At 64.4% G+C, this 17,695-nt stretch carries 22 protein-coding genes and 1 pseudogene; 12 read left to right on the top strand and 11 right to left on the bottom strand.

Annotated features, from left to right (window positions below):
* Positions 1–17: 17 nt before the first annotated feature.
* On the top strand, positions 18–869 hold the full coding sequence (locus tag AAFG07_RS36160) for an SDR family NAD(P)-dependent oxidoreductase (RefSeq protein ID WP_342724422.1): 852 nt from the start codon (positions 18–20) through the stop codon (positions 867–869).
* A gap of 81 nt (positions 870–950) precedes the next feature.
* On the opposite strand, the gene AAFG07_RS36165 is transcribed toward AAFG07_RS36160, so the two are convergent.
* Complete coding sequence (locus AAFG07_RS36165; RefSeq protein ID WP_342724423.1) at positions 951–1,538, bottom strand: TetR/AcrR family transcriptional regulator; 588 nt, start codon at positions 1,536–1,538, stop codon at positions 951–953.
* 80 nt (positions 1,539–1,618) lie between these two features.
* On the opposite strand from AAFG07_RS36165, the gene AAFG07_RS36170 reads away from it, so the two are divergent.
* The 3 genes and pseudogenes from AAFG07_RS36170 to AAFG07_RS36180 form a co-directional block, all read left to right on the top strand.
* Positions 1,619–2,539 (top strand): NAD(P)H-binding protein, encoded by a 921-nt coding sequence (locus AAFG07_RS36170; RefSeq protein WP_342724424.1) that lies wholly within the window; start codon positions 1,619–1,621, stop codon positions 2,537–2,539.
* A gap of 40 nt (positions 2,540–2,579) precedes the next feature.
* Positions 2,580–2,867: a DUF1330 domain-containing protein gene (locus AAFG07_RS36175; RefSeq protein ID WP_342724425.1), complete on the top strand. Its 288-nt coding sequence runs from the start codon at positions 2,580–2,582 to the stop codon at positions 2,865–2,867.
* 25 nt (positions 2,868–2,892) lie between these two features.
* Positions 2,893–3,000 (top strand): annotated as a pseudogene (locus AAFG07_RS36180) (short-chain dehydrogenase); the annotation flags it as partial.
* Positions 3,001–3,271: 271 nt separating this feature from the next.
* Here the strand turns inward: AAFG07_RS36180 and AAFG07_RS36185 are convergent.
* Positions 3,272–3,652 carry a hypothetical protein gene (locus AAFG07_RS36185; RefSeq protein WP_342724426.1) on the bottom strand — a complete coding sequence of 127 codons (381 nt, stop codon included), beginning with the start codon at positions 3,650–3,652 and terminating at the stop codon, positions 3,272–3,274.
* 176 nt (positions 3,653–3,828) lie between these two features.
* On the opposite strand from AAFG07_RS36185, the gene AAFG07_RS36190 reads away from it, so the two are divergent.
* The 3 genes from AAFG07_RS36190 to AAFG07_RS36200 all read left to right on the top strand — a co-directional run bounded on the left by AAFG07_RS36190 (position 3,829) and on the right by AAFG07_RS36200 (position 6,974).
* The gene (locus AAFG07_RS36190) at positions 3,829–5,238 is read left to right on the top strand and encodes an aldehyde dehydrogenase family protein (protein WP_342724427.1); all 1,410 of its coding nucleotides are present in this window, start codon (positions 3,829–3,831) and stop codon (positions 5,236–5,238) included.
* Positions 5,239–5,320: 82 nt separating this feature from the next.
* The gene (locus AAFG07_RS36195; RefSeq protein ID WP_342724428.1) at positions 5,321–5,896 is read left to right on the top strand and encodes a DUF2478 domain-containing protein; all 576 of its coding nucleotides are present in this window, start codon (positions 5,321–5,323) and stop codon (positions 5,894–5,896) included.
* Between the two features lie 253 nt (positions 5,897–6,149).
* The gene (locus tag AAFG07_RS36200; RefSeq protein WP_342722065.1) at positions 6,150–6,974 is read left to right on the top strand and encodes an IS5 family transposase; all 825 of its coding nucleotides are present in this window, start codon (positions 6,150–6,152) and stop codon (positions 6,972–6,974) included.
* A gap of 242 nt (positions 6,975–7,216) precedes the next feature.
* Here the strand turns inward: AAFG07_RS36200 and AAFG07_RS36205 are convergent, their stop codons facing one another.
* The 8 genes from AAFG07_RS36205 to AAFG07_RS36240 form a co-directional block, all read right to left on the bottom strand.
* Positions 7,217–7,423 carry a hypothetical protein gene (locus AAFG07_RS36205; RefSeq protein ID WP_024581255.1) on the bottom strand — a complete coding sequence of 69 codons (207 nt, stop codon included), beginning with the start codon at positions 7,421–7,423 and terminating at the stop codon, positions 7,217–7,219.
* Between the two features lie 157 nt (positions 7,424–7,580).
* A complete protein-coding gene (locus AAFG07_RS36210) occupies positions 7,581–8,576 on the bottom strand; it encodes a hypothetical protein (protein ID WP_342724429.1) in 996 nt (331 codons plus the stop codon).
* A complete protein-coding gene (locus AAFG07_RS36215) occupies positions 8,573–9,694 on the bottom strand; it encodes a GNAT family N-acetyltransferase (RefSeq protein ID WP_342724430.1) in 1,122 nt (373 codons plus the stop codon). The genes AAFG07_RS36210 and AAFG07_RS36215 overlap by 4 nt, the downstream gene beginning before the upstream one ends.
* A complete protein-coding gene (locus AAFG07_RS36220; protein ID WP_342724431.1) occupies positions 9,691–10,890 on the bottom strand; it encodes a hypothetical protein in 1,200 nt (399 codons plus the stop codon). Before AAFG07_RS36220 ends, AAFG07_RS36215 begins: the two co-directional genes overlap by 4 nt.
* Positions 10,887–11,762, bottom strand: coding sequence for a ThiF family adenylyltransferase (locus AAFG07_RS36225; protein WP_342724432.1), 876 nt, complete (start codon positions 11,760–11,762; stop codon positions 10,887–10,889). Before AAFG07_RS36225 ends, AAFG07_RS36220 begins: the two co-directional genes overlap by 4 nt.
* Positions 11,759–12,814: a hypothetical protein gene (locus AAFG07_RS36230; protein ID WP_342724433.1), complete on the bottom strand. Its 1,056-nt coding sequence runs from the start codon at positions 12,812–12,814 to the stop codon at positions 11,759–11,761. Before AAFG07_RS36230 ends, AAFG07_RS36225 begins: the two co-directional genes overlap by 4 nt.
* 377 nt (positions 12,815–13,191) lie before the next feature.
* Positions 13,192–13,467: a YiaA/YiaB family inner membrane protein gene (locus AAFG07_RS36235; protein ID WP_097671724.1), complete on the bottom strand. Its 276-nt coding sequence runs from the start codon at positions 13,465–13,467 to the stop codon at positions 13,192–13,194.
* 70 nt (positions 13,468–13,537) lie between these two features.
* Positions 13,538–14,233 carry a PspA/IM30 family protein gene (locus AAFG07_RS36240; RefSeq protein WP_342724434.1) on the bottom strand — a complete coding sequence of 232 codons (696 nt, stop codon included), beginning with the start codon at positions 14,231–14,233 and terminating at the stop codon, positions 13,538–13,540.
* 112 nt (positions 14,234–14,345) lie between these two features.
* Between AAFG07_RS36240 and AAFG07_RS36245 the strand changes: the two genes are divergently transcribed.
* The 5 genes from AAFG07_RS36245 (at position 14,346) to AAFG07_RS36265 (ending at position 17,289) form a co-directional block, all read left to right on the top strand.
* Positions 14,346–14,954 (top strand): TetR-like C-terminal domain-containing protein, encoded by a 609-nt coding sequence (locus AAFG07_RS36245; RefSeq protein WP_212313753.1) that lies wholly within the window; start codon positions 14,346–14,348, stop codon positions 14,952–14,954.
* Positions 14,955–15,194: 240 nt separating this feature from the next.
* Positions 15,195–15,404 carry a cold-shock protein gene (locus tag AAFG07_RS36250; protein ID WP_342724435.1) on the top strand — a complete coding sequence of 70 codons (210 nt, stop codon included), beginning with the start codon at positions 15,195–15,197 and terminating at the stop codon, positions 15,402–15,404.
* A gap of 232 nt (positions 15,405–15,636) precedes the next feature.
* Positions 15,637–16,755 carry an acyl-CoA desaturase gene (locus AAFG07_RS36255; protein ID WP_342729342.1) on the top strand — a complete coding sequence of 373 codons (1,119 nt, stop codon included), beginning with the start codon at positions 15,637–15,639 and terminating at the stop codon, positions 16,753–16,755.
* 43 nt (positions 16,756–16,798) lie between these two features.
* Complete coding sequence (locus AAFG07_RS36260; RefSeq protein WP_342724436.1) at positions 16,799–16,963, top strand: hypothetical protein; 165 nt, start codon at positions 16,799–16,801, stop codon at positions 16,961–16,963.
* 89 nt (positions 16,964–17,052) lie between these two features.
* Positions 17,053–17,289: a hypothetical protein gene (locus AAFG07_RS36265; RefSeq protein ID WP_229167215.1), complete on the top strand. Its 237-nt coding sequence runs from the start codon at positions 17,053–17,055 to the stop codon at positions 17,287–17,289.
* A gap of 25 nt (positions 17,290–17,314) precedes the next feature.
* Here AAFG07_RS36265 and AAFG07_RS36270 read toward each other — a convergent pair whose 3' ends face one another.
* Positions 17,315–17,686 carry a cupin domain-containing protein gene (locus tag AAFG07_RS36270; RefSeq protein WP_342724437.1) on the bottom strand — a complete coding sequence of 124 codons (372 nt, stop codon included), beginning with the start codon at positions 17,684–17,686 and terminating at the stop codon, positions 17,315–17,317.
* Positions 17,687–17,695 lie beyond the last annotated feature (9 nt).

A 17,695-nucleotide genomic window follows, 5' to 3' on the forward strand; every position in this document is an offset into this window, starting at 1 on the left:
GTGTCTGGAGACCAACGATGCCCCACCCCGTGATATCAGCCAATCATGTTGCCGTGATCACCGGAGGCGCATCCGGCATCGGGCTTGCCGCCGCATTGCGGTTTGCCGAAGCCGGCATGAAGGTCTGCATCGCCGATCTCGGCGATGACAGGCTGAAGGCGGCGGCGGCAAAACTGTCATCCGCCGCGCCCGGCGGCGCCGCCGACATCATGACGGCTGCGGTCGATGTCAGCCGCGCCGACGAGGTGGCAAGCCTTGAGGCCGCGGTCGCGAAAAAGTTCGGCGGCACCGACGTCCTGATGAACAATGCCGGCATCCAGCCCGGCAGCGCGATGTTCGGGCCTGCGGACAATTGGCAGCGCATCCTGGGTGTCAATCTGTGGGGCGTCATCAACGGCACGCAGGCGTTCGCGCCCAACATGATCAAGCGCGGGCAGCCGGGCCTGATCATCAACACCGGCTCCAAGCAGGGCATCACCACGCCGCCGGGCGACCCCGCCTACAACGTCTCCAAGGCCGGCGTGAAGGCGTTCACCGAGGCGCTGCAGCACGAGCTGCGCAACACCGACGGCTGCAAGATCACGGCGCATCTCCTGATCCCGGGTTTTGTCTTTACCGGGCTGACCGCGCGCGGCCGCACCGAGAAGCCGGCCGCCGCCTGGACAGCGGAGCAGACCGTCGACTTCATGATCGAGCACCTCAAAGCCGGCGATTTCTATATCCTCTGCCCCGACAACGACGTGCCGCGCGCGCTCGACGAGCGCCGCATCCTGTGGGCCGCCGGCGACATCGTCGAGAACCGCCCGCCGCTGTCGCGCTGGCATCCGGATTTCGGCGACGCGTTCGCGGCGTTCGTGAAGGGGAAGTAGTTACACCGTCATTGCGGAGAGCGAAGCGACGAGGCCTGTCATCGGGCGCGCATTCGCGCGGCCCGTTGGCTTGCACTGACGTCATGAGCCGCTGAGACGAGTGTCGGGCCAAGCCGACATGGCGACGTCGATCATGCGATCGAGCATGCTCGGATCACCTCCCGCTTGCGGGAAATTCAATACGGCCTGCAGCACACCGAGATAATACCAAGCCATTGCATCGATGTCGGCATCCTCGGGCAGCTCACCCGCCACAACGCCTTCACGCAGAAGGCCTGCCAAAACGTCACGCTGACGTGCCGCTGCTGCCAGTGTGGCGGCCTGTCCTGCCTTGGATAGTGCCGAGATCTCGGCACAGCTTCGCCCGATCAGGCAGCCCCCGGGCCGGGATCTGTCCGGCAAAAACGCGCGCAGCAACGCGTTCAGTCGCCCGCGCGCGGTATCAGCCTTGGCAGAGGTCATGCGCCGCAAGACGCGCTGCGTATAAGCTGCGAGGGCTTCCCGGAACAGGCCGTCCTTGTCCTGGAATCGCTGATAGAGGCTGGAGCGCGACAGGCCCGTGGCCTCGGTCAGATCGCTGATGGCAGCGGCCGCATAGCCGTTGCGCCAGAAAACCTCGATTGCCGCGGCGATCACGGCAACTTCATCGAATTGCGGCTTGCCGCTCATAAACACCCCGCTTGACATCTTGGAACGATCGTTCCATGTATGTTGGATCGATCGTTCCAAGATACAAGGAGGAGTTCGCTATGTCCAAGGAAATCCAACCGGTGTCGCACAAGCCGCGGATCGCCATAGCCGGTGCCACAGGTCGCGTCGGCTCGACGCTGGCCAGCCTGCTCGCTTCCGATCCGGTCGATATCACGGTGCTGACCCGGCGGCCCGACGCGCCGCAACTGCCCAAAGGTGCCCGCATCGCCGCTGTCGATTTCGATCAGCCGGATACGCTTCAGAAGGCGCTTCGCGGCACCGATCGGCTGTTCGTTTCGCATGGTACGTCGCCCCAGCAGGTGGTGAACGAGATCGCGTTGATCGACGCCGCCGTAGCTGCCGGTGTCCGCCATATTGTCAAACTCTCCGCCCTGGGGCCGGCATCTCGCCTCAATCCGTTTGCCTGGCATATGCAGATCGAGGCACATCTGGCTCAGCAGCCGGTGGCGTCGACCGTCTTGCGGCCCTCGGCATACCTCGACATCCTCAAGCGCGCGGCAGGTCAAATCGCCGCCGGCTCCTGGGCGGGCGCGGCTGGCGAGGGGCGCGTGAACTTCATCGATACCCGTGACGTCGCCGACGTGGCACGCGTGGCGTTGCTCGAGGAATTCAGCCCGGAGTCGCAGCGCGCCTATCATCTGACCGGGACACGGGCCTGGACCATGCAGCAGGTTGCCGAGCAACTGTCGAACCTGCTCGGCCACCCGGTCGTCTACAACCATCGGTCGACCGAGGAACAGCGAGCCGCGCTGCTGGCTGACGGCCTCCCGCCACTGGTCGCCGATCTGCTGGTCGGGCTGGACCAGATGTTTCGCGAATCCGCTCTCGGAGAGACCACGTCGACTGTCGAGATACTGACCGGCAAGTCGCCGAGAACGCTGCCGCAATGGCTTGCCGAAAATATCGAGATCTTTCGGAACTCAACCCAGCACCGGGCCGGCGCTACGCTCGCACGTTGAGCGTTTGCTTGGCGACCAGCTGAGCAATGAGGGGTTTCAGATGAAAGCCTACCTGATTGTAACGTTGACGGTTCACGACGAAGCGATGTTTACAGAGTATCGAAAGCAGGTAGGGGACACGGCCGCGCCGTTTGGGGGACAGTTTCTCGCTGCCGGTGGCAAGGCGACAGTGCTGGAAGGTCAGTGGGAGCATCCCGGCACAGTGGTCGTTGAATTTCCGTCACGAGAATCCGCTGAACGCTGGTACGAATCGGCCGCCTACCAGAAGATAATTGGTCTCAGACTCAAGAGCACGCGCGGCAGCCTGGCTATTCTGGACGGAGTTTGACAAGGCATCTGCGTGCGATCGACGGCGCCGCATCCTCTGGGCCGCCGGCGACATCGTCGAGAACCGCCCGCCGCGGTCGCGCTGGCATCCGGATTTCGGCGATGCGTTCGCGGCGTTCGTGAAGGGGAAGTGAATTCGTAGGATGGGCTAACTCACCCTATCCCCATTCGTGCTGTCATCGCCCGGCTTGACCGGGCGATCCAGTATTCCAGAGACTTCAGTGCCTGAACCGAGGGGCCGCGGCGTACTGGATGCCCCGCATGAAGCGGGGCATGACAGCGGAAAATATGGCGGACAGTAGAATCGTAGGATGGGTAGAGCGAAGCGAAACCCATCATCTGTCCTGCGGCACGCCGTTTGACGGGTATCGCTGCGCTCCACCCATCCTAGGCACCACGCACTCCCTAATTCGCCCGCACCCGCACCGGCGTCGCCGGTTGCGCCACCAGCGCCTCACCGAGTTCGTTCTGCTGGGCGCGCGGGATCGAGAAGCAGACGCTGAAGCCGTCCGATGTTTTGAGCGTCATCATGCCATGGCTCGGATCGGTCGACTGCTCGAGCACCCATGAATCCAGCGGATAGGCGTAGCGCAGGCTCTGGTCGCCGAAACGCGTCTGCAGCGCCTTGCTGATCAGCCCGGGCAGCGTCATGACCAGCGCGCCGACCTGGTTGATCGACAGGCGGATGGTTGCGGGCTCACCCTTGCCGTCGACGAATCCCAGCGAAATGGCGCAGCCGTCGGGCGCGACTTCGCAGGTGGTGAGCTCCTGGGTTTCGATCTGCATGCCGGCACTCCGGATCATTCCTCGTTATATTCACAAAGATATATCGCTATCCCTGCCGCCGTCCAGCCGTTATTCGCGGATCATCTTTGGCCGTGGCCCGCCCGCTGCAATCGTGATATATGACGGAATATAGCGAGGCCCGCGAAGGGCCCGTTTGACCAGGGAGAGCAAAGCCTATGAGTGATTACAAGCTTCTCATCGACGGCAAGATGGTACCCGGCGACCAGACCATGCCGGTGCTCAATCCGGCGACCGAAGAGGTGGTGGCGCAATGCCCCCGCGCCTCCAGGGAGCAGCTCGACAAGGCCGTCGCCGCGGCGAAGGCTGCCTACCCGGCATGGGCCGCCACGCCGATGGAAGAGCGCCGCAAGCTCATCATCAAGATGGCCGAGGCGATCGAGGCCAACACCAACGAGCTCGCGCACATCCTGACCAGCGAGCAAGGCAAGCCGCTCGCGGATGCCACCGGCGAAGTCATGGGCATGGCCGGCTTCTTCCGCTACCTCGGCTCGCTCGATCTGCCGATGCGCGTGGTCGAGAATTCCGGCGACCGCAAGGTCGAGGCCTATCGCCGCCCGCTCGGCGTGGTCGGCGCGATCATTCCCTGGAACTATCCGCTGCTGATCTTGGCATTCAAGCTGCCGTCGGCGCTGCTCGCCGGCAACACCCTGGTGGTGAAGCCTGCGCCCACCACGCCGCTGGCCTCGCTGCGCTTTGCCGAGCTGGTCAAGGACATCCTGCCGAAGGGCGTGCTCAACTTCATCGCCGACGCCAACGATCTCGGCGACCACATGACCAAGCACCCTGACATCCGCAAGATCTCCTTCACCGGCTCGACCGCAACCGGCCAGAAGGTGATGGCGAGCGCATCGCAGACCCTGAAGCGGATCACGCTCGAGCTCGGCGGCAACGACGCCGGCATCGTGCTCGACGACGTCGATCCGAAGAAGGTCGCGCCCGGCATCTTCGAGGGCGCGTTCCAGAACTCCGGCCAGGTCTGCCTCGCCATCAAGCGGCTCTATGTGCACGAATCCGTCTATGACGAGATCTGCAACGAGCTGGTCGCCATCGCGAAGAACACCGTCGTCGACGACGGCTCCAAGCAAGGCACAAAACTTGGGCCGCTGCAGAACAAGATGCAGTACGAGAAGGTGAAGGCGTTTCTCGACGACGCCCGCAAGAACGGCAATGTGATCGCCGGCGGCGCCGCGATGGACCGTCCCGGCTATTTCATCGAGCCGACCATCGTGCGCGACATCAAGGAGGGCTCCAAGCTGGTCGACGAGGAGCAGTTCGGCCCCGTGCTGCCGGTGATCAAATACTCCGACAAGGACGACGTGATCCGCCGCGCCAACGCCACCACCTACGGCCTCGGCGCGTCGGTCTGGTCGTCGGACATCAAGCGGGCGCATGAGATCGCGACCCAGATCGAGGCCGGCACGGTGTGGATCAACAAGCACCTCGACATGGCCCCGAACATTCCGTTCGGCGGCGCCAAGCAGTCGGGCATCGGCACCGAATTCGCCGAGGAAGGTCTCGCCGAATTCACCCAGCTGCAGATCATCAACGGCCCGCCGGCTGCCTGATCTCTCAACAAATGCGGCCGCGACGCCTCGGTCCCCTTGGCGCCGCGGCCGCCTCTATTCTTCACAACGAACAGAGCCCGTCATGTTCGACGCCCAATGCGACCTCGCCGCCCTGGTCTATGACGACAACGACGATCCCGACGCCGTCCTGCGCGACTTCGCCGGCGAGTTGAAGGCGCACGGCGCGCGCGTCGTCGGCATGGTGCAATCAGGCCAATGCGCGGATTCCAGCCTGTCGGCGGTGCTGGTCCACAGCGGCGAGACGTTGCTGCTGGCGCAGCCGCCGGCTCCGAGTACGACAAGTTCTGGTTCGACCGGCTGCAAGCTCGATCTGTCGCGGCTGCAGGACGCGGGCGTGCGCGTCGCCGATGCGCTCGCTGAAGGCGCCGATCTCGTCATCGTCAACCGCTTCGGCAAGCGGGAACGCGACGGCAAGGGCCTTGGCTTTGTGATCGAGCGTGCGCTCGACGCCGATATTCCCGTCGTGATCGCGGTGTCCCGCCCAAGCTTTGCCGACTGGATCAAATTCGCCGGCGGCATGAGCGTGAAGCTCGCCTGTGACCGCCACGCGCTGGACGCCTGGTGGCGCAACGTCTCGCTGCGGACCACGGCCCGGATCGCGCCGAATCACACCACGGTCTGCGAGGCGTTCAAGTAAAGGGGCTTTGTGGGGTGGGTTACGCTCGGCCACCCACCTGCGGACCATCACCGTCATCCCCGCGCAAAGGCTCGCCTTTGTCGCTGGAGGAGCGCGCTCTTGCGCGCGTCTCGAAGGATCGACGGCCCGGCCGGTGGCCGTCGATCCTTCGAGACGCCGCTTCGCGGCTCCTCAGAGCCTGACCGAAAAAGCAGTGAGTGATTTCAGTCGGCTGTGATTCCTTCGGATTTGCAAAGATTCGAGGGAGTGCACCATGCCATGGACCAAAATCACTCGTGCTCAGTATCTGCGGAACGGACTGCGCTATGCAAGCGACATGACCGACGCGGAGTGGCGTCTGATAGCCAGGAAGTTGCCGGGTCGGCGTCGATTGGGCCGCCCGCGGAAGGTTGATCTGCGCAAGGTGGTCGAGGCCATTTTGTTCATTCTGTCCACCGGCTGCCAATGGCGCGCTCTGCCGCGGGAGTTCCCGCCGTACTCGACGGTGCAAGGTTATTTCTATACTTGGCGCGATACTCGCCGATGGCACAGGATCGTGAAGGCTCTGGTCCGACAGGCACGGCGCAAACTCGGCCGCAAGCCGACACCGACGGCGGCCGTCATCGACAGTCAGAGCGCTTCGACGACACAAGCCGGCGGCCCGCGCGGCTTCGATCCGGGCAAACGTGTTAACGGACGTAAGCGGCACATCGTCACCGATACCAACGGTCTCTTGCTGGCCGTCCACGTTCACCCAGCCAATGTTCAGGACGTGCATGGTGCAGTCCCCTTACTGGAGCGCGTGCGAGAGCGCTTTCCGAAGCTGCGTCATGTCTTTGCTGACCGGGTTTATCGCGGAAAGCAGCTTGTTGGCGCGCTCTCCCATTGCGGGCCATGGACCATTGAGATCGTTCAGCGGCCGCCTGGGGTCAAAGGCTTCCAGCTCTTACCACGACGCTGGGTCGTCGAGCGCACCTTCGCGTGGTTCGGCAGGTGTCGCCGCCTCTCCAGAGATTTCGAGGGCTCCGCCTCAACTGAGGTCGCCTGGCTCCTCGTAGCCCATCTCAGACTCTTGACCCGACGCCTCGCTACGCCCTGAAAATACTCAGCTCATTTGGAGTCAGACTCTCAGGATGACGGTGTGAGAATTGTAGCGAGCGACCTTCCCACGCCGTCGTCCTGGCGAAAGCCAGGACCCATAACCACCGAATTCGATTGAGAGTGCGATAGTGGCCCCAGCGTCGCACAACAACAAGCAGTTGGGGTAATGGGTCCTGGCTTTCGCCAGGACGACGCCGAATACATTCGCATTCTCTCAGGATGACGGGAGGGCGGGCTTGCTTACAACGTTTCCTGCTTGTGGTCGCAGTTCTTGCAGGTGAACTTGACGCGGGACTGGCCCTTTTCCGCCTGCACCCGGTTCGGCGCGCCGCATTTGCCGCAAACGGCCTCGATCCTGGTCGTGCCCTGCTTGATGACCAGGTTCCGCTTTTCCATGGTCTCACGGATCAGGCGCTCAGCCTCTTCGCGCAACGATTGCTTCGACATTAACCCCACCGGTCATTGGTTTGCGGGCGGCGTCATAGCACGACCCCGTGAAGCTTTGACAGCAGATATCGAGCTCTATTTTGTGAGTACATCCTAGAGCGCTTTCGAGCGACGTGCATACCGGTTCGCGTGACGAAAACGCGTCAATACAAAAAATCTACACGATGAGCCGGTCGACCGGCAGCCGGAAATGCCGCGGTTTCAGCGGTTTGGAGGGCCGGCCGATGCGGAACACGTTGACGAGGCGCAGATCGGTGCCGATCTTGCCGAGCTTGCGCAGCCGGTCGTTGAAGTCAGGGTGATCGGCCAGCGCCGAGATCGGGCACGCCGCGAGCCCGGCGCGATCGATCTCCAGCCAGGTGCGGTAGAAATGCCGTCCCGTCGTGAGTGGATCCTCACCGACCGGACGACAGAACAGCACGATCGCCGCGGCCGAGGCGGTCTTGGTGCTGTCTGACAGCAGCGATGCGGCGAGGCCGAGACGATCGAGCGGCTTGAACAGACCGCCGAGCACGTAGCGCGCGGCGGTGGCCTCGACCGCGTTCATGGCGAGTGCATCGCGATTGAGACCATCCAGTAGATGGTGCGGATGGTCGGGCGACAGCCGCATCCATTCGAGCAGCTCGGCCCGATAGTCGTCGCCGTGGACAAAGGAGAATTCGGCCTGGTCGGCCCAGCCGGCGATCTCGGCAATCGTCCGGCGGTCGGCGATGCAGATCAGGTCGTCGCGCGCGACGGCGAGCTGCACTAGCGGCGCGGCACCATCCGGCGACGCCGCGAACTTGCCGCGCCACGACATCCGGTGCGCCACATGACCGGCCAACGGATCGGGTGCGACACCTTGCCTGATCGCAAAGCTGCAGAGCGCGGTAAATTGCGGTGACAGCGGCTGCTCGATCGTGGTCATCGCCGTGATCGCGAGGCCGCGGCGATTGAGCGCAAGGCTCATGCCCTCCAGCGCCGCCCCGTGCGACACAAGTACGTCGTGTCCGACGGGATCCGCGACCGGCGCGCGCACCGAGGTATCGTCGACCAGCGCCAGCCGCCCGCCGTCGAGCAAACGCCAGCGGGTCGGCTGGATGTTGTGGACGCTCGGCGCCAGCCGCGCCTCCGCGACCAGCTCGCGCAGCAGATCCGGCGTCAGCTCGCTCATGCCGCGGCCAGCCGCTTGGTGAACAGATGCAGCCGATGCAGCGGCGTGGCGCCGGCCTTCTCGACCTGGCGCAGCGACGGCGCGTTGATGTCGGCGATCCAGGTGCCGCCGAGCGTGCGGTAGCCGGCCTCCTGCAACGCCAGCGCGGTGCGGTAGAGCATGGCGCCGTTGAGGCCGCGATTGTGCAGGTCGCGGCAGACCGACTGGTAGATCAGCACGGCGCGCGTGTTCATGATGCGGTGCAGGACGAATCTGAACGGCGCCGTCAGCCCGATCCGGCCGCCGATCGCCTTGATCAATGGATTGAGGTCCGGGATCGCGATGATCGCGCCGGCGGGCCGGCCGCGGTGATAGACCACGGTGGAAATCCGCTTGTCGATGATCCACATCATATCGCCGGCCTGGAACAGATATTCGGCCGCCGTCGGCGGCACGAACATCGGATTGTCGGCAAAGCCGTCGTTCAGGATCAGCCGTGCATCCTCAAGCCGCACCTTGAAGGCGGAGCGCTTGATCGGCTGCCAGACGAAATCCGGATCGGCCAGCACTGCGCGCTGCTTGTCGCCGAGCAGCTGCTCCGGCTTGCCGCCGTCGAGCGCGATCTCGAATGTCGTCATCGGGAAGGTCGCAGTATAACCGGCGCGTTCGAGGTGGCGCGCGATGTGCGGCGGCGACCACATCATGTCGGTGAACGGCGCATGATCGAAGCCGTCGGTCATCACCCCGATCTGCTGCATCGCCGTGAGATTGAAATTGCCGGCGATGCGGGTCATGCCGCGCGCGGACAGCCATTGCTCAGCGGCACTCAGCAGCGCATCGGCCACATCATGCTCGTCGACGCAGTCGAAGAAGCCGAACGCGCCGTGGCGCGTACCGTGCTTGCGGTTGGAGTCGTCGTGGATCGAGGCGGCGATGCGGCCGACGGGACGGCCGTCGCGATGCGCCGAGAACAGCGCATAGCGGCCATGGCCTTCGGTGACGAACGGATTCTTCGCGGCATCGAACATCCGGTCGAAATCGCTCCACAGCGGCGGCACGTAGAGGCTGTCGGGCCCATAGGCGTTGAGCGCGGCGTCGAAGGCCGCCTTGCGGTCGCCCTCCCGGATCTCTGATATCATTTGGCCTCCGGGGTGAGTGCCAAGAGCCGCCGCACCAGCGCCAGCGCGGTTTCGGTGGCGGGATCGGCCGCGGTGACCGGCACCGCGAGCACGATCAGGTCGAGCGGATCATGCGCGAGCACGATGACATGGGAGGCGCTGTTCGCTGTCATCAGCGACACCATGCGCTCGGCGGCGGGGTCGGTCGGCGCCAGTCCCCACGGCGCCTCTGACCGCCGCAGCACGCGCCTCGCCGACAGGAAGTCGCGGAGCAGCGGCGGATCGTAGCGTCCGAGCTCGTCTTCGCGGAAACGCCGCGCACTCTCGAAGATCGGGTGCCGTGCGAGTTCGGCGATCAACTGCTCCCGCGTCTGCGCCGGCGACGCCGCGACCGAGTTGAGCACGCCGGGCTCCTGCGATTCGAATAGCGCGCGCAGCGCGTCCGTCATCAGCCCGATGGTGAGCACGCCGGCGATCGCGACCGCAACGAACCGGACCATCTGCGCGGCATCGACGTCAGGCGCCATGAAGGCGGCGGCGAGCCCGAGCAGGCCCGACGAGATCAGCCGCAGCGCCATCATCGCAAGGCCATGCCGGCGCGTCTCGGCGCCGCCGCCGGCGATCAGCATCACGGTCACGGTGAGCAGCGCCCCCAGCGCGCCGAGCCGGACCGGGATGTCGGGAAACAGCGTGCGGAAATCGGTCAGGATGAACGGGATCACCACCAGCGCCCCGACCGCCATGCGGCCGATGCTACGGTTTTCCGAAGCCATCAGCGAGGCGCGGTCGCGCGTCGCCAGCAACAGCGCGCAGGTCGCAAAGCCTGCCAGCTGGAACAGCGCCAGCGTGATCGCATAGGGCATCACCAGGCGCTGCAGCCCGAAGGTGCCGCCGAGGCCGAGCAGGACGCCGCCGCCAAGTGCTGCGATCTTGACCGCGCGCGGCGCGTGGCGACGCAGGATGCCTTCGGTGACGATCAGCGCGCCGAGCGGGATCAGCGAGGCCGGGATCACCGAGAGACGGTCGAGCAGCCAGCTTCCGCTCCACCACGCCAGGCCACGGTCGAGGAACAGGGTCGCGATCACGCCGAGCGCGAGCAGCAGGCGGCGGGTCAGCGGGCTCTTGGGGTCGCGCCGGTAGAACGTCATCATCGCCACCGCGACGCCGATGGCGCCGCAGAGATTGACGATGGAATCGGCGATCGCCCCCGAGGTCATGCGACGCCCGTCAATTGATCGATCGCCCGCCGCACCAGCGGCCGCATCAGGGCGGCGATCAGCGGATTGCGCGGCTTCTCGATCGCGGGCCGGTGCGGGTTGAGGAACCAGCCGCGGCAGTCGGTGCCGGAGGTGCGGCCCAGGATCAGCGCGACCGCCTCATAGGCCATCAGCATGCCGGTCGAGATCACCATCGGCGCGAACGACATCCGGCTGCGGCGGCCGGCTGCGACTTCGCCGGCGATCGCGAGGTCGACATAGTTGCGCGAGGAGGAATGCAGCATGACGTGCTCGATCTCGGCACGCATCGCGGCCCGGCGGTCGTCCTCGGTAATCTCGGTCCAGTCCTTGGCCAGGGTCGGAAAGCCGAGGCGCTCCTCGGGCCGCGGATCGTGCGGACGCACCACGATCACCGACGGCAGCGGCGACATATAGGCGTCGATCACGGTTGCGTCCGCGCGCTTGGCAGTCCGGTACAGATGCACGCCGGCGGCGATATCATCCATGCCGTTGACGATGACCGGGCAGCGTTCGGCAATCCCGGCGAGCTCGCTGGTCCAGTTCTCGCCGAGCACCTCGACCTCGATGGTCGGGTTGATGCGTCTGGCGGCTTCGGCGGCGACCGCCGCCTTCTCGCGGCCGACCTCGTCGGCGAAAGCGAACACCTGGCGATTGAGGTTGGAGACCTCGAAGCGATCGATGTCGGCGATCACGAACTTGCCGACGCCGGCGCGCGCCAGCGCCATGAAGGCCGCGCCGCCCATGCCGCCGACGCCGCAGACGAACACCCGCGCCCGGCGCAGCAGCTGCTGCTCGTGCTCGTCGATGAAGCCGATGTTGCGGCCGGTGAAGGAGTAGTAATCGAAGTTCATCGCGCGGTCCCGCCCTCCTGCCTGCGCGGCCGCAATGTGCCGAAGGCGTGGGTGTCGTCCATCCAGTAGACCACCGGCAGCACCAGCCGCTGCAATGCCAGCATTGCGGACGCCGCGAGCAGCGCCGGCAGCGAGCCCGAGGGCACCTCGCTCATGAGATAGCGGCGCGCGCCGGCAAGATCGACGCGACCGATCTGCAGCACATCGTCGCCGCGGCCGTAATCCAGCTCGCGTTCGCAAAATTCGTTATAGACGGCATCGCGATGCTTCGGCGCGATCTCAAAAGTCTTCTTCAGCGCATCCGAGCCGCCGGTATAGGCATTGGTGATGACCGAGCGCGCCTCGTCGAAACCGGCCTCCTCGCCGACGCCGAACACCGCGCGATATTTTGCCATGATGCCGCGCGCGAGTTGCAGATGCGCAAAACTCTGCCGCGCGCCCGGCAGCGGCGACGGGAATACGTCGGAGAAGGTGTCGCTGACCATGCCGACCACCGCCGGCACCTGGGTGACGTTGGAGATCCATTTCGGCCGCAGCCCGTCGCGGGCGAACAGCACCAGCGCGGTCAGGCCGTAGAGAACCCAGGACAGGCCCTGCCCGCGCACATCGGGATCGACCATGACGAGGCCGAGATGGGTGACTTCAGTGGGCTCGCCGTCGAGCGGCACGTCCATCACCGACAGCGCGTTGAAGGCGATCGGCCGTCCGCTGTCTTCCTCTGAGATCAGCGTGATGATGGCGCGCGACAGCCGCTCGGGCTCACCGGAGAAGATGCCGTAGGTCAGGCTCTCCTCGGGCAGCGTCTTGGCGGCGACGATGCGGAGCTGCGCGACCAGCGCGTCGAGCTCGTCCTTCGGCAGCGACAAGCCGGGCGATTCGACGATGCGGGTGCGCTGGCCGGCCTGGGTGCGCAAGGTGAGATCGATGGTCGGTTGCGACAGCGCCTTCAGCCAGAAGCCGCCATGGCTGCGCAGGCCGTCAAAGGCCGCGCGCGCCTTCGCCAAGCTCCTGCTGCCGCGCGAAGCGGGCGTACGATTGTCCGTGGACGCCATTTCTCTGTCCCTCGGGCGCGATCTCTGCACTTTGGCCTGTTAAAGAGCCATGAGTGCAACCTGGCGCTGTTTGCCGCAGGGTAAACAAGGCGTTCCGGAAACGGAACAAGTTGCCCGTAAGAGGCCTGCGACCTATCCACCGTCATTGCGAGCGCAGCTCGTAGCGGCAAAGTGCGTGCTCCTTCACCGTCACCCTGAGGAGCGCGGAACGCGCGTCTCGAAGGGTCGACGGCCACCAGCCGGGCCGTGCATCCTTCGAGACGCGCTACGCGCTCCTCAGGATGACGGGACTGCTAAGTCTAGCGCCCGATCGGCGCAAAGCGTTTTAGGCAAAAGCGGCGGGTGCGAAACACCCGCCGCTTCGTCCTGGCTCCGGCTCACCCTGCCTTGGACACTTCCATCAGCAGGCGCTCGGCCTTGGCGTCCTCGATGCGGTTCACGAACTTGCCGCTCTCGTAATTGTCGCGCACCGTCTTGGTCAGCGTGATGCAGGTCTGGACCAGCATCACGATGCCCATCGTCAGATAGCCCTGCATCCAGATGCTGATCGGCAGGAAGAACACGCCGACGGCGACGAGGAAGGCGGAGGCTGCGAAGGACGCGTAGGTGAAGGCAACCCAGCTGCCACTGTGGGGTTGGATGGTCTGGTTCATGGTCGTCTCCTTGAAGATGTGTGATTTGTAGTTGGCTTGGCTTCAGGCTTGAGGTCTCAGGCTTGAGGTCTCAGGCGGCAGGCGGGCGCTTGGCTCTCAAGCGCGCCAGCACGTCGTCGGCCGTCGATTTCATCCGCGGGCCAAAGCCCTGTTCGGCGAGCCTTTCGGCGACGACGAGCGGCCCCGAGGCGGTGTCGATCTCGAACAGCGCGTCGTCCGCCGCCTGGGTCTCCATCTGCCGCTCGCGCAGCCGCTTCAGCGTGGCTTCCGCTTCCGGCAGCGTCGACTCGTAGGGGCGCGCCGCCTCGATGCCGCTTCGGCGCAACGAGCGCACCGCTTCCGAGGCACGGGCGAGGCGCCGGCCGCGATCGAGCTCGGCAATGCGCGCCTCGGCGTTGGCGACGTGGCGCTTCAGCCGGGTGATCTCGGTGGCGAACAGCGTGCGCGCGGTCATCGCGGCGTCGCGTTCGGCTTCCAGGTTGGCGATCGCCTGCGCGGCTTCGCGGGCGAGGTCGTCCCGGCCGCCCTCGAGCGCCGCCGACGCTCGCACCTCGAGATCGGCGATCCGGGCATTGGTCGCCTCAAGCCGCCGGCCCTCCTGCTGGTCGCCGGCAATGGCGAGCGCCAGGGTCCGTTTCGAGCGGTCGACCGCGGCGGCGGCATCGCGCATCTGCTGGTCGAGGACGACCAGCGCGGTCCGATCTTGCAGTTCCTCCTCGGCTGCCGCCACGCTGCCGCGGAAAATCGTCAAAACAGTTTTGAACATTTGGCCACTCCCTGTTATGAGCATCGCTCATGAATCTCTTGTACCACATAATGAGCATTGCTCAAGAATTATTTGAGCAATGCTCATAGATGTGATTAACGACGGGTGAAACATGTCCAAAGCATTGGAACGACGAGCGAAACTGCGCGAAGCGCTGATCGAGGCGGCGGAGCGGGCAATTGCGGCAAAGGGTCTAGGTGGCCTGAAAACCCGCGAACTGGCCCAGGAAATCGGGGTCGCCAATGGCGGCGTCTACAATCTGGTCGAGGATGTCGACGAGCTGATCCTGCGTGTCGGCTCACGCACGCTGGCCCGGCTCGATGCTTCGCTGTCGCTGGCCGAGATCCGCGGCGCGGCCGCGCCGCGCGAGATGCTGGTGCGGATCGCGGTCGCCTATTGCGACTTCGCCGCCGACAATCTCGAACTGTGGCGCGCGCTGTTCGAGCACCGCATGCAGCCCGGCAAGCCGGTGCCGGAATGGGCCATCACCGAGCAGATGGAACTGTTCCGCCACATCTATAAGCCGCTCGCCGCGCTGTTTCCGCAGCGTTCGCCGGCACAGCTCGGCGTCACCGCCCGAAGCCTGTTCTCCGCCGTGCACGGCATGGTCGCGCTCGGGCTGGAGCACAAGCTGATCGCGGTGCCGATCGGCGCGCTGCGCAGCGAGATCTCGACCCTGACGCGCGCGATGGTCGACGGCCTGACGGCGATGAAGGATTAGCGCAGGTGCCCGTAATCGCACGGTGTCCCCGCCGTGCGGTCAGGCAGAGAAAGGAGGAAGGCCCCTTGCGGAACGATCGAACTGTAGTTACTTACCTCGGATCGAGTTTCGGCCGAACGACTTGGCCTCGCCGCTGATAGCGTGCCTGACTGACGACCCTCACCCCCTGAACTTCGACTTAGCCTGCTGCGCCCTCGGGTGCGGCTCCAAACACGCATCTATACTAAAGGACGATGTTCCATGAGCATGGGAACTGTGAAGTGGTTTAACGGCCAAAAGGGTTTCGGCTTCATTCAGCCGGACGACGGCGGCCAGGACGTTTTCGTTCATATCAGCGCAGTCGAACGCGCCGGCATGAGCTCCCTCAACGAGGGTCAGAAGATTTCTTTTGAAATCGTTGCAGACCGCCGGACCGGCAAATCTGCTGCGGACAATCTGCGCGCGGTGTAAGCTGCGGCAATTAGCCATGCTGCTTTGACCACGGATGAACTGGCAAAGCCTCTGGTTACGCGACCCCGCGACTGGTCACCCGGCCGCGGGGTTCTCTTTATCAACACCGCGCGCAATGCCCGCCACGACCAGGACTTGAACCGTCCGCCGGCAAAGCGGCCTGCGCATCGAAGCAGCTGAGGTCGCGAGCGTGTCCACCAAGATCGATCCGGCTCCGCAGCACGACGACATCATGTACCCGCAGGTGCTCCCGTTCGTGCTGGTCCATTTGGGGTGTCTTGCAGCGATCTGGTCGGGCGTCTCATGGCCGGCGATTGCAATTTGCGTCGCGCTGTATTGGCTGCGCATGTTTGCGGTCACGGCCGGGTATCATCGCTACTTCTCGCATCGAGCTTATTCGACAAGCCGGGCGTTTCAATTCATCCTTGCATTCCTTGCCCAAAGCAGCGCCCAGAAAAGCGTCCTGTGGTGGGCTGCGAAACATCGACATCACCATCTTCATTCGGATACCGAGCAGGATGTGCATTCACCCCGGCACAAAGGCTTCGTGTACAGCCATCTCGGCTGGATCTTCTATCGACAGCACGATGCGACTGATCTGGCGAAAGTTGCGGATTTTGCCGCGTATCCGGAGTTGATGTGGCTGCACAAATTTGAGATTTTGCCGGCGGTCGTGGTCGCAGTCCTGTGCTTCCTCATTGCCGGGTGGCCGGGGCTCCTGGCCGGTTTCTTCTGGAGCACCGTGCTGCTCTACCACGCGACGTTCTGCATCAACTCCCTCGCACATGTTCACGGACGCAAGCGATATGTGACGGGCGATGACTCCCGCAACAATTGGCTGCTGGCGCTGGTTACGATGGGTGAGGGTTGGCACAACAATCACCACGCCTATCAAAGCAGCGCGCGGCAGGGCTTCCGCTGGTGGGAGATCGATGCGACCTATTATGTCCTGGTGGTCTTGTCCTGGTTCGGTGTCGTCTGGGATCTCAAGGCGCCGCCCGCGCAGGTTCTCCGCAACGAGCAGCGCCTGGGATCGCGCGTGATCAAGCGGACGGCTGAGCAGCTTGCCGGCCGTTTCAACCCCGAACACATTGCGCAGGCGATCAAATCCTCAATCCACGAAACCGGATTGTCGGTGCGGGACGCGCTTTTTCTGTTGCAGCATCGTGCCGACTTGCATCTGCCCAGCATGCCAACGCGCGAGCAGTTGTTGGCTGAAGCCCAGGCCATGTTCGCGAAGACGCCATCGCTGGACGACATCGTCGACCGTGCACATGAGCTGCTAGTGGAATCGGTCTGCTTCCTTCTGGCCGTTCCGCCGCCGGTGGCCGGGGTAAACCCGAAAGCTTGAGGGAGCGGTAGCATTTTGCCTCGGGCATCCCCATATAAAGTCAATGAGCAACTGGCAAAAACCGAGCAAGCGCGAACCACCCAAGACCAAGGCCGAATTGCGCGAGATGCTGACCGAGGCGGTGCGTAACACGCCGAGCCCGGACCAGGCGTCGAAGCGCCCGGTAAAAGCCAAAAAGACCGCGGCTGGTGCCGCCGACGTCGATTAGGCCCCGCGCACCACCGACAGGATCGCCCGCCCCGGGATACGACCGAATTCCATTCGCGACGAGCGCGAAGAATTTCGTGAAGGAGCAGCATGCGCAAGCTTCCCAAGCCTACCGAACAAGAGATCAATGAGGGACCCCAAGCGGTGTCTTTTCAGATTGCGAACGGAAACGCGCGGCAGGACTGCATCCTGCAAACTACATTCCCGACGAAGATGCAGGCCCACAAGTATCTGCTTGCGAATTGGCCGACCTTCGAAAAGATGGCACGCGATGCGCTTGCGGCGGGGACCATTGAAGGCGGCCAGATCAAGCTTGCGATGATCTGAACAGCCCCACGGAAACACCCAGACCTCACGGCTCCATCGTGTAGGCGCGCCCGGGTTCGAGCGCGTAGATCGTCAGAAAGCGCAGCGGCCGTTCCGGGTCGCAATTGCGAAACAGCGTGTGCGGAACATCGGCCCGATCCTGCAAGGTCTCGCCTGCCCGATAGTGTCGCGGCGCCTCGTCGCCATAGGCGGACTCGGCAACACCTTCGACGATGAAGATCACGCCGCCGACCGGATGCCGGTGCAGCGGAGCAACGCCGCCGGGCGGATAGGTCACCTCGGCAACGACAAGCTCGCGCTGATCGCCGGGCAGTTGCAGTCGCTCGAGGGTCTTGCGCGTGACGCCGGCGAAGCCGGCTTGCCGAGCGCTTGTCTGATCGTCGTTGCTTTCAGCCATTGGAACCCT

The sequence above is a fragment of the Bradyrhizobium sp. B097 genome (assembly GCF_038957035.1).
Lineage (GTDB): Bacteria > Pseudomonadota > Alphaproteobacteria > Rhizobiales > Xanthobacteraceae > Bradyrhizobium.